Origin of the sequence: Streptococcus sp. HMSC065E03 (genome assembly GCF_001815045.1) — a bacterium.
GTDB classification, from domain to species: Bacteria; Bacillota; Bacilli; order Lactobacillales; family Streptococcaceae; genus Streptococcus; species Streptococcus parasanguinis_AD.
In genome coordinates, this window is the sequence record NZ_KV818847.1 from 130,547 (window position 1) to 146,704 (window position 16,158).

Here is a 16,158-nt window from a genome sequence, read left to right on the forward strand (position 1 = left end):
AAATAGGTGAAAAAATGACAAAAACACTTCCTAAAGATTTTATTTTTGGTGGAGCGACAGCTGCCTACCAGGCAGAAGGTGCGACTCATACTGACGGAAAAGGTCCTGTTGCTTGGGACAAATATCTAGCAGATAACTATTGGTACACAGCAGAACCTGCTAGTGATTTCTACCATAAATATCCAGTAGACTTACAGTTGGCAGAAGAATATGGCGTAAACGGAATTCGTATTTCTATTGCTTGGTCACGTATTTTCCCAACTGGCTATGGTGAAGTCAATCCTAAAGGGGTAGAATTCTATCATAAGTTATTTGCAGAATGTCATAAACGTCATGTAGAACCATTCGTAACTCTTCACCACTTTGATACTCCTGAAGCTCTTCACTCAAATGGAGACTTCTTGAATCGTGAAAATATCGAACACTTTGTAGATTATGCTGCTTTCTGTTTTGAAGAATTCCCAGAAGTCAACTACTGGACAACCTTCAATGAAATTGGCCCAATCGGTGATGGTCAATACTTGGTTGGTAAATTCCCACCAGGTATTCAATATGACCTTGCCAAAGTCTTCCAATCACACCACAATATGATGGTTTCTCATGCACGTGCTGTGAAATTGTATAAAGACAAAGGGTATGAAGGTGAAATTGGAGTTGTGCACGCTCTTCCAACTAAGTATCCGTTGGATCCAGAAAATCCAGCAGACGTTCGGGCGGCTGAATTGGAAGATATCATCCATAACAAGTTTATTCTAGATGCAACCTACCTTGGACACTATTCAGATGCAACCATAGAAGGTGTAAACCACATTCTTTCAGTTAATGGTGGTAGCTTGGATCTTCGTGACGAAGACTTTGCAGCGCTTGAAGCAGCTAAAGATTTGAACGACTTCCTTGGAATTAACTACTACATGAGTGATTGGATGGAAGCATTTGATGGTGAAACTGAAATCATCCACAACGGTAAAGGGGAAAAAGGAAGCTCTAAGTACCAAATTAAAGGTGTTGGTCGTCGTGTAGCTCCTGACTATGTGCCTCGGACGGATTGGGACTGGATTATCTATCCGCAAGGTTTGTATGACCAAATTATGCGCGTGAAAGCAGATTATCCAAACTATAAGAAAATCTACATCACTGAAAACGGACTGGGCTACAAAGATGAGTTTGTGGATAATACGGTTTATGACGATGGACGGATTGATTATGTGAAACAACACTTAGAGGTCTTGTCTGATGCGATTGCAGATGGTGCTAATGTCAAAGGTTACTTCATCTGGTCTCTCATGGACGTCTTCTCTTGGTCTAATGGTTATGAAAAACGCTATGGTCTCTTTTATGTGGACTTTGAAACCCAGGAGCGCTATCCAAAGAAATCGGCTCATTGGTACAAGAAAGTAGCCGAAAGCCAAGTGATTGAATAAGTATCAACTGGAACTGTTTTAGTTCCAGTTTTTTATTTTCACTTGATGAAGGTCTCTTAAACGGATCTCTTCTTTCAGCCCCTAATTTATGGTATAATAGATCGATACTGTAATAAGGAAAATAGAATGAATATACAACAATTACGATATGTAGTGGCGATTGCCAACAGTGGTACTTTTCGTGAGGCTGCTGAAAAAATGTATGTGAGTCAGCCTAGCTTGTCCATCTCTGTCAGAGATCTGGAAAAAGAACTGGGGTTTAAGATTTTTCGTCGGACTAGTTCTGGGACTTTTTTGACCCGTCGGGGAATGGAATTTTATGAAAAAGCGCAGGACGTGGTCAAAGGGTTTGATATTTTTCAAAATCAATATGCCAGTCCTGAAGAAGAGAAGAAAGAATTCTCCATTTCTAGTCAGCACTATGACTTTTTGCCACCTTTGATGACGGAATTCTCAATCCGCTATCCGGAAAATAAAAACTTCCGCATCTTTGAATCAACGACGGTTCAAATTTTGGACGAAGTGGCTCAAGGGCATAGTGAGTTGGGAATTATTTATCTCAACCGTCAAAATACCAAGGGGATTATGCAACGGGTTGATAAATTAGGGCTTGAAGTGGTGGATTTAATTCCTTTTCAGACTCATATTTACCTTCGCAAGGGACACCCTCTGGCTAAGAAGAAAAAACTGGTCATGGAAGATCTAGCTCAGTTGCCAACTGTTCGTTTTACCCAAGAAAAAGATGAGTACCTCTATTATTCAGAGAACTTTGTCGATACCAGCTCGAGCTCACAAATGTTCAATGTGACTGACCGGGCAACCTTGAATGGAATCTTGGAGCGGACAGATGCTTATGCGACGGGATCAGGCTTTTTGGATAGCCAGTCAGTGAATGGCATTACCGTGATTCCTTTAGAAGATAATTTAGACAATAAAATGGTCTATGTCAAACGCGAAGAGATGGATCTCTCCCCTGTAGCAGAGAAGTTTGTCGAGGTCATGGTAGAGTATTTTGATCAAAAGAGGTAAGAAATGAAGAGAAAAACAATGGTTCCGGTAGCAATCGTGCTATTGGTCCTACTGGATCAGTTGGTCAAATGGTATGTAGTCAAGAACATTCCACTGGGTGTCGTTAAGTCTTTTATTCCCCATGTGGTCAGCCTGACCTATCTTCAAAACACAGGTGCAGCTTTTTCGCTTCTTGAAAATCAGCAATGGTTCTTTACCCTCATCACTCTAGTCGTGATGGTGGGGGCCTTTTACTATCTTTATAAGCACCTCAAGGGGTCGCTTTGGATGGTGACGGGCTTGACCTTGGTGATTGCAGGTGGCTTGGGGAATTTTATCGATCGCCTGCGTCAGGGCTTTGTGGTCGATATGTTCCACCTGGATTTTATGAATTTTGCCATTTTTAATGTAGCAGATAGTTATTTGACAGTTGGAGTTTTCTTGCTCCTGATCCTGATGTTGAAAGAGGAAACGCATGGAAATTAAAATCGAAGTAGCCGGTGCGCGACTGGATAAGGCTTTGGCGGATTTGACTCCCTTGTCACGAGCTGTAGCCAATGAGCAGATCAAAGAAGGAAAAGTTCTGGTCAATGGAACTGTGAAAAAAGCTAAGTATACGGTCAAAGAAGGAGACATCATCCAGTATGAAGTCCCAGAAGTGGAAGAGGTCAGCTATGAAGCAGAAGATCTGCCCTTAGACATCGTCTATGAGGACCGGGATGTCGTCGTCGTCAATAAACCCCAAGGCATGGTCGTTCACCCAAGTGCCGGCCATACTAGTGGGACCTTGGTCAATGCGCTCTTATACCATGTTAAGGACCTTTCAGGGATCAATGGGGAATTGCGTCCAGGGATCGTTCATCGGATCGATAAAGACACGTCAGGTCTCCTGATGGTCGCAAAAAATGACCAAGCTCACGTCGCCTTAGCAGAGGAACTAAAAGACAAAAAATCTCTACGGAAGTATTGGGCCATTGTCCATGGCAACCTTCCGAACGATCGTGGGATGATTGAAGCACCAATTGGTCGCAGTGAAAAGGACCGGAAAAAACAAGCGGTGACGGCTAAAGGAAAGCCTGCAGTGACCCGTTTTCAAGTATTGGAACGCTTTGGAAATTACACCTTGGTAGAGTTGCAACTGGAGACTGGTCGGACCCACCAAATTCGGGTGCACATGGCCTATATTGGCCATCCCGTGGCTGGAGATCCTGCTTATGGTCCTAAGAAGACACTCAAAGGACAAGGACAGTTTCTTCATGCGCGGACACTTGGTTTTACCCACCCTCGCACAGGCGAGACCTTGGAATTTACAGCAGAAGTGCCAGCGATCTTTGAAAAAACGCTGGAAGACCTTCGAAAAGGATAATGAAGATGGCTGAATGGAGATTCAGTCACTTTCATTAGATACGAAATAAATAGTATTAGAAAGAAACTTAGCGATGAAAGCAAAACGAATCGTCTTTAAAGTAGGGACCTCGTCTTTGACCAATCCTGATGGGAGTCTCTCCAGACAGAAGGTCAAGGTCATTACCCAGCAGTTGGCTCTCTTACATGAATCAGGTCATGAGTTGATCTTGGTCTCATCAGGGGCAGTTGCTGCTGGATTTGGTGCCCTTGGTTTTAAGAAACGGCCGACCAAGGTAGCAGACAAGCAAGCTTCTGCGGCAGTTGGGCAAGGCTTACTGATGGAAGAATACACAGCCAACCTGCTCTTACGCAACATTGTTTCTGCGCAGATTTTGTTGACCCAGGATGATTTTGCGGATCAGCGCCGCTATAAAAATGCTCATCAGGCCCTTTCTGTCCTGCTCAATCGTGGGGCTATTCCGATTATCAATGAAAATGATACGGTCTCTATCGCTGAGCTAAAAGTTGGTGACAATGATACCTTGAGTGCGCAGGTTGCGGCCATGGCCCAAGCGGATCTTTTGGTGCTGTTGACGGATGTGGATGGCCTCTATACAGCCAATCCTTCTCAGGATCCAACAGCCAAGCGTTTGGAGCGGATCGAGCACATTTCTCGCGAGATGATCGAGATGGCTGGTGGTGCTGGCAGTAGCAACGGAACTGGTGGAATGCTGACCAAACTCAAGGCAGCGACCCTTGCGACCGAGTCAGGGGTTCCTGTCTATATTTGCTCGTCTCTTAAGTCTGATGCTTTGATTGAAGCAGCAGAAAAGCAAGCAGATGGCAGTTACTTCCTTGCAGAGGATAAGGGTTTAAAAACCCAGAAGCAATGGCTAGCCTTTTATGCAGAAAGCAAAGGTGCCGTTTGGGTGGATGCTGGAGCAGCGCAAGCCCTGTTGGATCATGGAAAGAGTCTATTGATTTCTGGTGTGACCAAGGCAGAAGGGGATTTTTCTTATCACGACATCGTCAGCGTCTATCATCAAGAGACTGGTCAATTACTAGGAAAAGGCAAGGTCCGTTTCGGCCAATCAGCTGTGCGCGATCTACTCCAATCTAAAAAAGCTAAGGGAATCCTCATTCACCGGGATGATTGGATCTCGGTAACTCCTGAGATTGAACTACTCTTTACAGAATTTTAGAGGAATTGTATGGAAACAACACAAGAACAATTAAGCTTAGCGAGATCAACTAAGAAAAGTATCAATACAGCCAGTACAGCTCTTAAAAATCAGGCCTTGGAGGCCATGGCCAGCCAGCTTCTGAAAGCGACGGAAGATATTTTAGCAGCCAATCAAATCGATATGGAAGCGGCACGCGGGAAGATCTCTGAAGTCATGCTAGATCGCCTATTTCTTGATCAAGAGCGGATTGCAGGGATGGCAGAAGGGATCCGTTCTTTAATCGATCTGCCAGATCCGATTGGGGAAGTGCTGGATACTGAAGTTTTGGAAAATGGCCTTGAAATCAAGAAAGTTCGAGTAGCCATGGGCGTCATTGGGATCATTTATGAAAGCCGTCCAAATGTAACGTCAGACGCTGCAGCGCTTGCCATCAAGAGTGGAAATGCAGTGGTTCTTCGTACTGGAAAGGATGCCTTTCATTCTGCCCAAGCAATCGTGACCGCACTTAAGGCTGGATTGGGAGAAGCTGAACTCAATCCAGACCTTCTCCAATTGATCCAAGATACGAGTCGAGCTTCCAGCCTTGCTATGATGAAGGCCAAGGGCTACCTAGACTTGCTTATTCCACGTGGTGGTGCTGGCTTAATCCAAGCAGTGGTTGAAAATGCCATTGTCCCCGTGATTGAGACAGGAACTGGAATTGTTCATGTCTATGTGGACAAGGAGGCTGATTTCCAGAAATCCCTAGCGATTATCGAAAATGCCAAGACCAGTCGCCCCTCTGTCTGCAATGCTATGGAGGTCTTGTTGGTCGATCGAGCGATCGCGTCTGATTTCTTGCCCTTGGTCAAAGAGCGCTTAGTGGATGAGCGGGAAAGATCGGTTGAGTTGCGTCTAGATGAGGACGCACAGGCTATCATTTCGGGGAGAGCAGCGCAGGAGCAGGATTTTGATACCGAATTTTTAGATTATATTTTAGCAGTCAAGGTTGTTGATGGAGTTGAGGAAGCGGTGGACCACATTGAAGCTCACAGCACCCATCATTCGGATGCCATTGTGACTGAAAATCCTGAGACAGCCTCTTATTTCACCAAGCAAGTAGATTCAGCAGCCGTTTATGTCAATGCTTCTACACGCTTTACAGATGGGGGTCAATTTGGACTAGGTTGTGAAATGGGGATCTCGACCCAAAAACTCCATGCGCGTGGACCAATGGGACTCCGGGAAATGACCAGTTACAAATATATCGTCAGTGGAAATGGTCAAGTGAGGTAAGAAATGAAAGTTGCATTTATCGGTCTTGGAAACATGGGGGCTAGTCTAGCCAAAGCAGTTGCAAAAGAAGTGGACGCGAAAGACCTGCTCTTGGTCAATCGTTCTCCTCAAAAGGTGCAAGAGTTTATCAGCCAGTATGGGGGAACGGCATCTGATCTTGAACAAGTCTTTCAAGAGGCTGAAGTAATCTTTTTAGGGGTCAAACCCTATCAGATTTGTCCTCTCCTAGGAGAGTATCAAGGCATCTTGGCCCAACGCTCTAATCTCTTACTGGTTTCCATGGCTGCAGGCCTGGAATTAGAAAAGATGGCTGAAGTGATCCAGAACGACCAGCTAGGGCTAATTCGCATCATGCCCAATACGCCTGTGGCCATTGGTCAAGGGGTTATCAGTCTGGCTCGCTCTCAAGCAGTGACAGATCAGCAAGTAGCCAAAGTCAACCAGCTCTTATCAGGTGCTGGGGCTCTCTATGAAATTGAAGAAAAATTGATGGATCCTGCAACGGCTGTTGCAGGCTGTGGTCCAGCCTTTGTCTATCAGATGATTGAAGCTATGGCAGATGCAGGAGTAAGCTTAGGGCTTACTCGAGAGCAAGCCTTGCAAATGGCGGCTCAGACCTTCCAAGGAGCTAGTCAAATGGTCCTAGAGACAGGCGAGCACCCAGCCCGCTTGCGAGATGCAGTTTGTAGCCCAGGTGGCTCTACCATCGCAGGAGTCAATCGCTTAGAACAAGTCGGCTTACGGGGCGACATTATTGCTGGAGTGGAAGCAGCCTATAAACGCACTCAAGAATTAGGACAAGAGGCAGCGAAGGAATAGAAGAAAAGATTGGTTTTCGCCAATCTTTCAAGTTGAAGATAAAGTCCTCTTAGAAACTTTCCTTAGGTGAGTACGGACGTCAGCGAACTTCGAAGAAGTTCCATGACTAATTATTGAGCCTAAGGTCTCAATAATTCCGAGTGCTAGAAACAAGAGTGTTTCTAGCACTTTTCTCACGACGGAAAAGTTTCCATAGAGGATTGGGTAACTCTGGTTTTGTTAGATTTGTATAAAAGAACAGTTCGTTAACGTTCTCCAAGATTGGTTTTTTGGCCAATCTTTTTTACGTCAGAGCGACTCTATTTCTACCAAACCATTTTCGGTCAGACGATAGATTTTTTTGCAGACTTCTTTGAGGAAGGTCCGGTCGTGGGAGACTGTAACCAGTCCGCCTGGGTAGTCTGCGAAAAGGCGTCGAATTTCTGGTTGGGAAGTGGGGGAAAAATTGCGAGTAGGCTCGTCCAAGAGTAGAAATTGGGGACTTGTGAGCACTAGTTGTAGGAGAAAGAGTTTTCCTTGCTGGCCACCAGAAAGTTCAGAGATCGGATGGTGCATTTCAGAATAGGTAAAGTTGAGGGAGGCTAAATGCAATTGAATGGTGTTGATTTCTTCGCGATCGCCTGAATGCTGTAAGAATTGAACTGGTGTCTTAGTCAGAGGGAGGCCTTCAGTGTAATCTTGAGGCATATAGGCAGTGCGGATGCTCTCATTCTTCTGTAGACTTTTCCATATCATTTTTAGGAAAGTGGATTTCCCCACACCGTTGGAACCGATAATCCCTATTTTATCCTGTCCTAGAAGAGTAAGGGAGAGGTTCTTGACCAGGACTCGGTCACCAATTGCGAGTTCTTCCTGATCTAATAGAAGGACTCGTTTTTGAGGAGACAAGGGAGTAAGGGGAGGAAAATGCAGATTGATGACTTCCTCATCATAGGGTTGAGAAGTCATGGATTGGAATTCTCGCTCGTAGCGCTTTTCTTGTGAGAGGAGGGACTTCATTTTCTTTGCCAGGAGACGTCCGGCAGTGCTATCCTTAGTGTTTCGTAAGGATGTTTCAACTTGCTGGCGGACGCGGCGATGCTTCTCCATTGTTTTCTTGTAGGTTCGTTGATCGTTGGCAGCTTGCTGGGACTGCTGCTTGAATTGTTGCTCCCTTTGGCTACTGTAGTCCTGATAGCCTATGTGCTCTACAATGGTTTCAGCCTCCTTGCGGTGTTTGATCTGTCTTAGGTGGATGATCGTATCCGCCGTCTGAGTCAAAAAATCCTCATGATGGGAAATAAATAGGATGGTTTGGGGACTGGTTTGGATCATCTGCTGGAGCCAGTCCAAGGTCTCCAAATCCAGATCGTTTGAAGGTTCATCTAAAAATAGTAATTCATGAGGACGGCAAAGTTCGTGAAGCAGTTGGACTTTGAGGGCTTCTCCTCCAGATAGACTTCCAATAATTTGGTCGCTTGAAAAGCGGTCGCTATCAAATTGCAATTGATCAGCCAGTCTGTAGAGGATGGCATAGTCTAGCTCGTCTTCTCCAAAAAAATATTCTTCCAATGTTTTTCCCTTCAATGCTTCCGGCAAAGACTGGGGAATATAGGCATAGGAGTGAAAATTAGTGGTGATTTCTCCTTCTATGGTCAGATAATCTGGTAGAGATTTTGGGGACATAAGGACTTGAAGTAAGGAAGATTTTCCATTCCCTTCTTCGCCAATAATAGCAACTTTTTCTCCTTCATGAATGGTCAGGGACAGATCACGAACCAGATCGCGTAAATCTTTTGTATGGCGGATAGTAAGGTGGGATAGTTTTAGCATAAGATTCCTTTCTACTGGGGCAAAAAAACAGCTCTACCTATTTAGTAGAGCTGTATTCAAGTGGAACCCAGGCAGAAAAAGACCTTATTTAGCCAAAAAAAGTTGGAAAATAGGCAAGAGGGTACACAAAAAGAGATAGAACAAGCAGTCCACTAAATAAAGTATTTTATTTAACGAAACTTAGTTGTTCATATCTCCTTACCTCCGAATATGATTAAATTTATTCTATTCCTTTTATTCCTTCTTGTCAAGGAATTCCTGACTTCTTATTCCCTTTTATTTTCGGACTCGGGGGGATTTTATGGTATAATTAAAGGTATGCATACAAAACCAACGTCCGCTTATGTCCACATCCCATTTTGTACCCAGATTTGTTTTTATTGTGATTTTTCGAAGGTCTTTATTAAGAACCAACCAGTCGATGCCTATTTGGAGCATTTGATCCAAGAATTTCGTCGGGAAGAAATCACAAACCTACGGACTCTCTATATTGGGGGTGGGACACCGACAGCTCTAACTGCGGATCAGCTAGCCTATCTTCTCAAGGAGCTGACCAAGTCGCTTGATCTGTCTCAGATGGAAGAGCTGACGATCGAGGCCAATCCTGGTGATTTGGATCCGGATAAGATTGCGGTCTTAAAGGATTCGCCGGTTAATCGGGTTTCATTGGGAGTGCAGACCTTTGATAATCGTTTGCTCAAGAAGATTGGTCGAAGCCACCAAGAGCAGGACATTTATGACAATATCGACCGTCTGAAACTGGCTGGTTTTGACAATATTTCGATTGACCTCATCTATGCCCTTCCGACGCAAACCATGGAGCAGGTCCAGGAAAATGTCGCTAAGGCTCTTGCCCTTGATATTCCCCATATGAGTCTCTATAGCTTGATTCTGGAGAATCACACTGTCTTTATGAATCGCATGAGACGGGGCAAGCTTCCTCTACCAAAGGAGGAGTTAGAAGCGGAGATGTTCGAGTACATCATTCAGGAGTTAGAGCGTGCGGGCTTTGAGCATTACGAAATTTCCAATTTCTCCAAGCCTGGTTTTGAAAGTCGCCACAACCTCATGTATTGGGATAATGCGGAGTATTATGGCTTGGGAGCTGGTGCATCCGGCTATGTCAATGGTGTTCGCTATAAGAATCATGGGCCTATCCGTCACTATATGCAGGCGGTCGAAGAGGGAAATGCGCGTGTCCAAGAAGAACATCTGAGTCAGACAGAAATGATGGAAGAAGAGATGTTTCTAGGACTCCGTAAGAAAACAGGCGTTTCCAAGAAGCGTTTCGAAGAAAAGTTTGGTGTGAATTTTGACCAACAATATGGACCAGTGGTTGAGAAATTGATCCAGCAGGGACTCTTGGTGCCTGACAAGGACATTGTTCGCATGACCAAGAAAGGTCTCTTTTTAGGAGACACTGTAGCAGAGAAGTTTATTTTGGAGTAGAAGATGGCAAAAACATTTGAATACAGCATGAAAATTCCTTTTGATATGAGCGATGTCAATGGATTTATAAAAATTCCCCAATTGATCTTGCTGTCTTTGCAGGTATCAGGCATGCAATCGATTGAGCTGGGCATGAGTGATATGTACATTTTAGAGAATTACAATCTAGTCTGGATTATCACGGATTACAATATGAAGATCGAGCGTCTCCCTGTTTTTGATGAGAAAATCACTATCGAAACCTATGCCAAGAGTCACAATCGACTTTTCTGCTACCGGGCCTTTAATATCAAGGATGAAGCAGGAAATACTATCATTGAGATGGTCGCGACCTTTGTCTTGATGGATCGTGATACACGCAAGGTTCATCCTGTTATGAGTGAAATCACGGATGCCTTTGACTCTGAATTTTCAAAAACCATGCTCCGTGGTCCCCGTTTCAAAGAATTAGAAGGCGGCGTCGAACAAGAATACCGGGTTCGGTTTTACGACTTGGATATGAACGGACATGTCAACAATAGCAAGTACTTGGACTGGGTTTTTGAGGTGATGGGAGCAGACTTCTTGACCCATCATATCCCTAAAAAAGTTCATCTAAAATATGTCAAAGAAGTGCTAGCAGGAGGTCTCATCACCTCTCAATATGAACAAGAGGGCTTGAAAACTCAGCACCAAATTACTTCAGATAGTCAGATCAATGCCCAAGCTGAAATTGAGTGGGAAGAAGTAGAAGAAAAGGGTTGGAATTATGGAAAGTAGAAGATTAAAAAATAAAAAACAGGAACTTGAAAGCTATCAAAAACGGGTTGTGGCCTATGCCAAGCGTCAAAAGAACCCTTTGTACATGTTGGGAGATTGGCTCTTGACTCTTTGTGCTTTGGGCATCATCCTGGTAGAGGAAATTTATAAATTTTTCCGCTATCGCTTGAATTTAGAGAGTTTTAATCGCTTTTTAAGAGAAGATGTACGCTGGTATCGGGTCTGGATCCATTTCACCTTGGCCTTTCTTTTACCGGTCATGATCTTCTCGATTGGGATTACTAGCCAATCAGGATCCTTCTGGTCCAATTTCTATCACCGCTTGTCTCAAGGCGTGCTCTTTAGCACAACAGTCAGCCTCGCTGCGACCTTAGTGACGGATTTTGTCGAGAATTTGCAACCAGAAACTAAGTCTGACGGGAAAAATCGGAGCACTAAACGCACGGTTTATCAAATCAGTGTGGATCAGGCAACCGTGATAGGCTTGTTATTGACCATTGTCATCCTCATGGTAGCATCCTTCTTGTTCACCCAATCGGGAAGTCAAGGGATTAATTTTACAGGTTTGGTGTTACAATTTGTCCTCTATGCTGGAGCCTTGCTCTTATATGGTTCTGGTGGACGAGTCGATGCAGAGAAGTTACATGACGAAACGGAAACAGAAAAGGAAGAATAAATGCACTATAAGGGCTATTTGATTGATTTGGATGGCACTATTTACAAAGGAAAATCACGAATTCCTGCAGGAGAAGCTTTTGTTCATGAACTGCAGGCGCGTGAGATTCCCTATCTCTTTGTGACCAACAATACAACCCGCACACCAGAGACTGTTCGGGATATGCTGGCCACTCATTTCAATATTGAAACCCCAGTTTCGACTATCTATACAGCTACCCTTGCGACCATTGACTACATGAATGACCAAAACTTGGGCAAAAAAGTCTATGTGATCGGAGAAGCAGGGCTCAAAGATGCTATTGAAGAAGCTGGCTATATCATCGATGAAGAAGCACCTGATTATGTGGTGATTGGACTGGATTGGCAAGTGGATTATGAGAAGTTTGCTATTGCGACCTTGGCGATTCAAAAGGGAGCTCACTTTATCGGGACCAACCCTGACCTCAATATCCCAACAGAGCGTGGCTTGCTGCCAGGTGCAGGATCCTTGATTGCGCTTGTTGAAGCAGCGACACGGGTCGAGCCAGTGATCATTGGCAAACCAAAGTCCATCATCATGGACAAGGCCATTGAACACCTGGGTCTTGCAAGAGAAGAAGTGGTTATGGTTGGCGACAACTACCTAACAGATATTCGTGCAGGTATTGACAATGGGATTCCAACCCTTTTGGTGACGACAGGTTTTACCAAACCAGAAGAAGTGCCAACCTTACCAATCGCACCGACACATGTTGTTGCCAGTCTAGCGGAGTGGGATTTTGATGCTTAAAAGTCTGAAATCAATTAACCTATTTTTCTTTATCTTGTCAGCTGCAATCCTTCTCACCATTGCTCTCGCTTGGGCCCTCTATCCCATGGAGATTCATTGGTTGGGGATTCAAAGCCGGACTGGTTTTTCGGCTTCTGTTATCATGAAGAATTTTAATGTCTTGATGAACTACTTGACCAATCCGTTTCAATGGGTGTTGAAGATGCCTCAATTCCCGTCTTCAAAAAATGGACTGCACCATTTTGAGGCCGTCAAGAACCTATTTCACTTAGTGACGGTCGTTTTTGTGGTCACACTACCTGGTTTTATCCAGTTTATGCGGACAGTTGTCAAAAAAGGCTACCTGGCCTTGTACCGTAGTCTCTTCTTTTGGATGATGGTTTTACCAGTAGTGCTTGCAGTGATAGCTGTTATGATTGGCTTTGATCAATTCTTTACGCTCTTTCATCAGGTCTTATTTGCTGGGGACAATACTTGGCTCTTTGATCCGCGCGTGGATTCGATTATTCTTGCATTACCAGAAGACTACTTTATGCATGCCTTTTTGATTTTCTTTGTCTTATACGAAGGAATGTGTGCGAGTTTTTATCTATTTTCTAGGAGGAAGAAATGAACCAATACAACCGATTATTAGACCCTAAAAAAGATATAGGAAGGTATTCCGGGACACTTGCCATTTATCTCTTGGTAATGACCTTGGTAACCGTCCTGTGGGAAGTCCTCCTTGGATTGACCATAGCAGGCTCTCTCAGAAAAGATCCAAGTCAAGTAACGGAGAAACTCAATGCCCTGAATGTTTGGGCAGGTATTCCCTACCTTATCTCTATTTCCATTGGACTCTTTCTCTTTAATGCCTATCGCAAGAAGGCCCTTTATAAATATGATCTTAAGCACAAGGGACGTAAGATGACTCTTTCAGTCTTCTTTATTCTTCTCGCCTTTCTTGGCTTTTCTCAAGTCTTTTCATCTGTGATGACACAAATGATTGAGCGCATGTTTGAGACCATTGGCCTTCATTCTCCAACACCCGATCTAGGTGATACGATTGAGCGATCATGGACTATGCTCTTGTATGCTGGATTTTTTGGTCCTATCACAGAGGAATTCTTCTTCCGTGGAGCCGGCTTGCGAGGCTTGGAACGGTATGGCAAAATCTTTGCCATTGTCATGACGGCTATTTTATTCGGCCTCTTCCATGCCAATTTTGACCAGCTCTTTTTCGCGGGTATCATTGGTCTAGGATTCGGTTACATTGCATTTGAATACAATATCTGGTGGGCGATTTTCTATCACATTTTCAATAACTTTGTCATTTCCCAAGGTTTGCATTATGTAGCTTATCATGTGGATGAGGGACTAGCGAATTGGCTCCAAATCGGTGTTTTAGCCATTGGTTCCATTGTCATGATAGTGGTTCTTGCGACCAAATGGCCAGCTATCAAGGCTTATATTCAGGCCAATAAACCTCAGCCGGGAGTTTTCCAGCGTGCCCTCGCTTCCTTCTGGTTCTGGTTCTTCGTGCTATTCACTATCCTAATGTCTATTGTTCCTTATGTGATTCCGCTCTTCCAGATGGCCAATCTTAAGGGGTGAGCTTGATCGATTATTAGCAAAGAGGGATCGTTTTAGATCCCTCTTTTTTGCTATTAAAAAGGGCAAGTGAAGATAAAGGATTGAGGATGACTATCTGATATACCTTTTAATAATTATTTTTTACTTGGTGAAGGTGGATAACAATAATACAAACATACTAGAGAGAGGCTACCCCCTCTCTTTTTTGCTATAATAGAGAGTATGAATAACTTGATTAAATCCAAGCTCGAGCTCTTGCCGACGAGTCCGGGCTGTTACATTCACAAAGACAAGAACGGTACCATCATCTATGTGGGGAAGGCCAAGAATCTTCGCAATCGGGTGCGGTCCTATTTCAGAGGGAGCCATGATACCAAGACAGAAGCGCTGGTATCTGAGATTGTAGATTTTGAGTTTATCGTCACTGAGTCCAATATTGAGGCCTTGCTTCTTGAGATCAACCTCATCAAGGAAAACAAGCCCAAGTACAATATCATGCTCAAGGACGACAAGTCCTATCCCTTCATCAAGATTACCAATGAGCGCTATCCGCGTCTCATCATCACGCGCCAGGTCAAAAAGGACGGCGGTCTCTATTTCGGTCCCTATCCAGATGTGGGAGCGGCCAATGAGATCAAACGGCTTTTGGATCGAATTTTCCCATTCCGCAAGTGTACCAATCCGCCTTCCAAGGTCTGCTTTTACTACCATTTAGGGCAATGTATGGCTCACACGGTCTGCCACAAGGACGAGGCCTATTTCAAGGGCATGGCCCAGGAGGTTTCTGATTTCCTCAAGGGGCAGGATGACAAGATTATCGATGAGCTCAAGCTCAAGATGACTACCGCTGCGCAAAACATGGAATTTGAGCGGGCAGCCGAGTACCGGGATCTAATCCAGGCCATCGGGACCCTGCGGACCAAACAGCGGGTCATGGCCAAGGATTTGCAGAACCGGGATGTCTTTGGCTACTACGTGGACAAGGGCTGGATGTGTGTGCAGGTCTTCTTTGTCCGTCAGGGCAAGCTGATTGAGCGCGACGTCAATCTTTTCCCATACTACAATGATCCAGACGAGGATTTCTTGACCTATGTGGGACAGTTTTATCAGGAGAAATCCCACCTGATCCCCAATGAAATCCTGATCCCTCAGGATATCGATGAGGAACCGGTCAAGGCCCTTGTAGATACCAAGGTCCTCAAGCCCCAGCGTGGGGAGAAGAAGCAGTTGGTCAATCTGGCCATCAAGAATGCGCGTGTTAGTCTGGAGCAGAAGTTTAATCTCCTTGAAAAATCCATGGAAAAGACCCAAGGTGCTATTGAAAATCTTGGAAAACTCCTGCAAATCCCAACTCCTGTGCGCATTGAGTCCTTTGACAACTCCAACATCATGGGGACCAGTCCGGTCTCAGCCATGGTGGTCTTTGTTAATGGGAAGCCAAGCAAAAAGGACTATCGCAAGTACAAGATCAAGACCGTTGTCGGACCAGATGACTATGCCAGCATGCGAGAAGTCATTCGCAGACGCTACAGCCGGGTTATGCGGGATGGCCTGACGCCACCAGACCTGATCGTTATCGATGGGGGTCAGGGCCAGGTTAATATCGCTAAGCAAGTCATCCAAGAAGAGTTGGGGCTGGACATTCCTATTGCAGGTCTACAAAAGAATGACAAGCACCAGACCCATGAATTGCTCTTCGGTGATCCCCTTCAAGTCATCGAACTCTCTCGGACTTCACAGGAATTTTTCCTCCTGCAACGGATCCAAGATGAAGTCCACCGTTTCGCCATCACCTTCCACCGCCAGCTACGGTCCAAGAATTCCTTCTCCTCTCAGCTGGACGGAATCGAAGGTTTGGGACCAAAACGCAAGCAGTTGCTGATGAAGCACTTCAAGTCACTGACCAAGATCAAGGAAGCTACTGTGGATGAGATCGTCACGGTCGGTATCCCACGAGCAGTCGCGGAGGCAGTGCAAGCCAAGCTCCATCAAGGAAAGCAAGAAGAAGCAAGTCCCTTGATGGAAGTTGCGGAGGATTCTGAATCATACCAATCATAAGGAGTTT

At 44.7% G+C, this 16,158-nt stretch carries 15 protein-coding genes; 14 read left to right on the top strand and 1 reads right to left on the bottom strand.

Annotation, left to right across the window (positions count from 1 at the left end; genetic code table 11):
- Positions 1-14: 14 nt before the first annotated feature.
- The 7 genes from lacG to proC all read left to right on the top strand — a co-directional run bounded on the left by lacG (position 15) and on the right by proC (position 7,054).
- Positions 15-1,421 (top strand): 6-phospho-beta-galactosidase, encoded by a 1,407-nt coding sequence (lacG, locus tag HMPREF3002_RS03605; RefSeq protein WP_049515214.1) that lies wholly within the window; start codon positions 15-17, stop codon positions 1,419-1,421.
- Between the two features lie 126 nt (positions 1,422-1,547).
- On the top strand, positions 1,548-2,450 hold the full coding sequence (locus HMPREF3002_RS03610) for a LysR family transcriptional regulator (protein ID WP_003001728.1): 903 nt from the start codon (positions 1,548-1,550) through the stop codon (positions 2,448-2,450).
- A 3-nt stretch (positions 2,451-2,453) separates the two neighbouring features.
- Complete coding sequence (gene lspA, locus HMPREF3002_RS03615) at positions 2,454-2,915, top strand: signal peptidase II (protein ID WP_003001852.1); 462 nt, start codon at positions 2,454-2,456, stop codon at positions 2,913-2,915.
- A complete protein-coding gene (locus HMPREF3002_RS03620) occupies positions 2,905-3,795 on the top strand; it encodes an RluA family pseudouridine synthase (protein WP_049515211.1) in 891 nt (296 codons plus the stop codon). The genes lspA and HMPREF3002_RS03620 overlap by 11 nt, the downstream gene beginning before the upstream one ends.
- A 73-nt stretch (positions 3,796-3,868) precedes the next feature.
- Positions 3,869-4,978: a glutamate 5-kinase gene (proB, locus tag HMPREF3002_RS03625; protein ID WP_070665302.1), complete on the top strand. Its 1,110-nt coding sequence runs from the start codon at positions 3,869-3,871 to the stop codon at positions 4,976-4,978.
- 9 nt (positions 4,979-4,987) lie between these two features.
- Entirely contained in the window at positions 4,988-6,235 is a 1,248-nt protein-coding gene (locus tag HMPREF3002_RS03630; RefSeq protein WP_070665303.1) for a glutamate-5-semialdehyde dehydrogenase, read from the top strand.
- A gap of 3 nt (positions 6,236-6,238) precedes the next feature.
- Positions 6,239-7,054, top strand: a complete 816-nt coding sequence (proC, locus tag HMPREF3002_RS03635; protein WP_070665304.1) for a pyrroline-5-carboxylate reductase — start codon at positions 6,239-6,241, stop codon at positions 7,052-7,054.
- A 288-nt stretch (positions 7,055-7,342) separates the two neighbouring features.
- Here proC and HMPREF3002_RS03640 read toward each other — a convergent pair whose 3' ends face one another.
- Positions 7,343-8,866, bottom strand: a complete 1,524-nt coding sequence (locus tag HMPREF3002_RS03640; RefSeq protein ID WP_070665305.1) for an ATP-binding cassette domain-containing protein — start codon at positions 8,864-8,866, stop codon at positions 7,343-7,345.
- Between the two features lie 318 nt (positions 8,867-9,184).
- On the opposite strand from HMPREF3002_RS03640, the gene hemW reads away from it, so the two are divergent.
- From hemW to uvrC, 7 genes are all read left to right on the top strand, one after another.
- The gene (hemW, locus tag HMPREF3002_RS03645; protein WP_049491868.1) at positions 9,185-10,315 is read left to right on the top strand and encodes a radical SAM family heme chaperone HemW; all 1,131 of its coding nucleotides are present in this window, start codon (positions 9,185-9,187) and stop codon (positions 10,313-10,315) included.
- 3 nt (positions 10,316-10,318) lie between these two features.
- On the top strand, positions 10,319-11,074 hold the full coding sequence (locus HMPREF3002_RS03650) for an acyl-ACP thioesterase domain-containing protein (protein ID WP_049491865.1): 756 nt from the start codon (positions 10,319-10,321) through the stop codon (positions 11,072-11,074).
- Positions 11,064-11,750 carry a hypothetical protein gene (locus HMPREF3002_RS03655; RefSeq protein ID WP_049491863.1) on the top strand — a complete coding sequence of 229 codons (687 nt, stop codon included), beginning with the start codon at positions 11,064-11,066 and terminating at the stop codon, positions 11,748-11,750. Before HMPREF3002_RS03650 ends, HMPREF3002_RS03655 begins: the two co-directional genes overlap by 11 nt.
- Positions 11,751-12,521, top strand: a complete 771-nt coding sequence (locus tag HMPREF3002_RS03660) for a TIGR01457 family HAD-type hydrolase (protein WP_070665306.1) — start codon at positions 11,751-11,753, stop codon at positions 12,519-12,521.
- Positions 12,514-13,134, top strand: coding sequence for a TIGR01906 family membrane protein (locus HMPREF3002_RS03665; protein ID WP_070665307.1), 621 nt, complete (start codon positions 12,514-12,516; stop codon positions 13,132-13,134). Before HMPREF3002_RS03660 ends, HMPREF3002_RS03665 begins: the two co-directional genes overlap by 8 nt.
- On the top strand, positions 13,131-14,114 hold the full coding sequence (locus HMPREF3002_RS03670; protein ID WP_070665308.1) for a CPBP family intramembrane glutamic endopeptidase: 984 nt from the start codon (positions 13,131-13,133) through the stop codon (positions 14,112-14,114). The genes HMPREF3002_RS03665 and HMPREF3002_RS03670 overlap by 4 nt, the downstream gene beginning before the upstream one ends.
- A 201-nt stretch (positions 14,115-14,315) precedes the next feature.
- Positions 14,316-16,151 (top strand): excinuclease ABC subunit UvrC, encoded by a 1,836-nt coding sequence (gene uvrC / locus HMPREF3002_RS03675; protein WP_070665309.1) that lies wholly within the window; start codon positions 14,316-14,318, stop codon positions 16,149-16,151.
- Positions 16,152-16,158 lie beyond the last annotated feature (7 nt).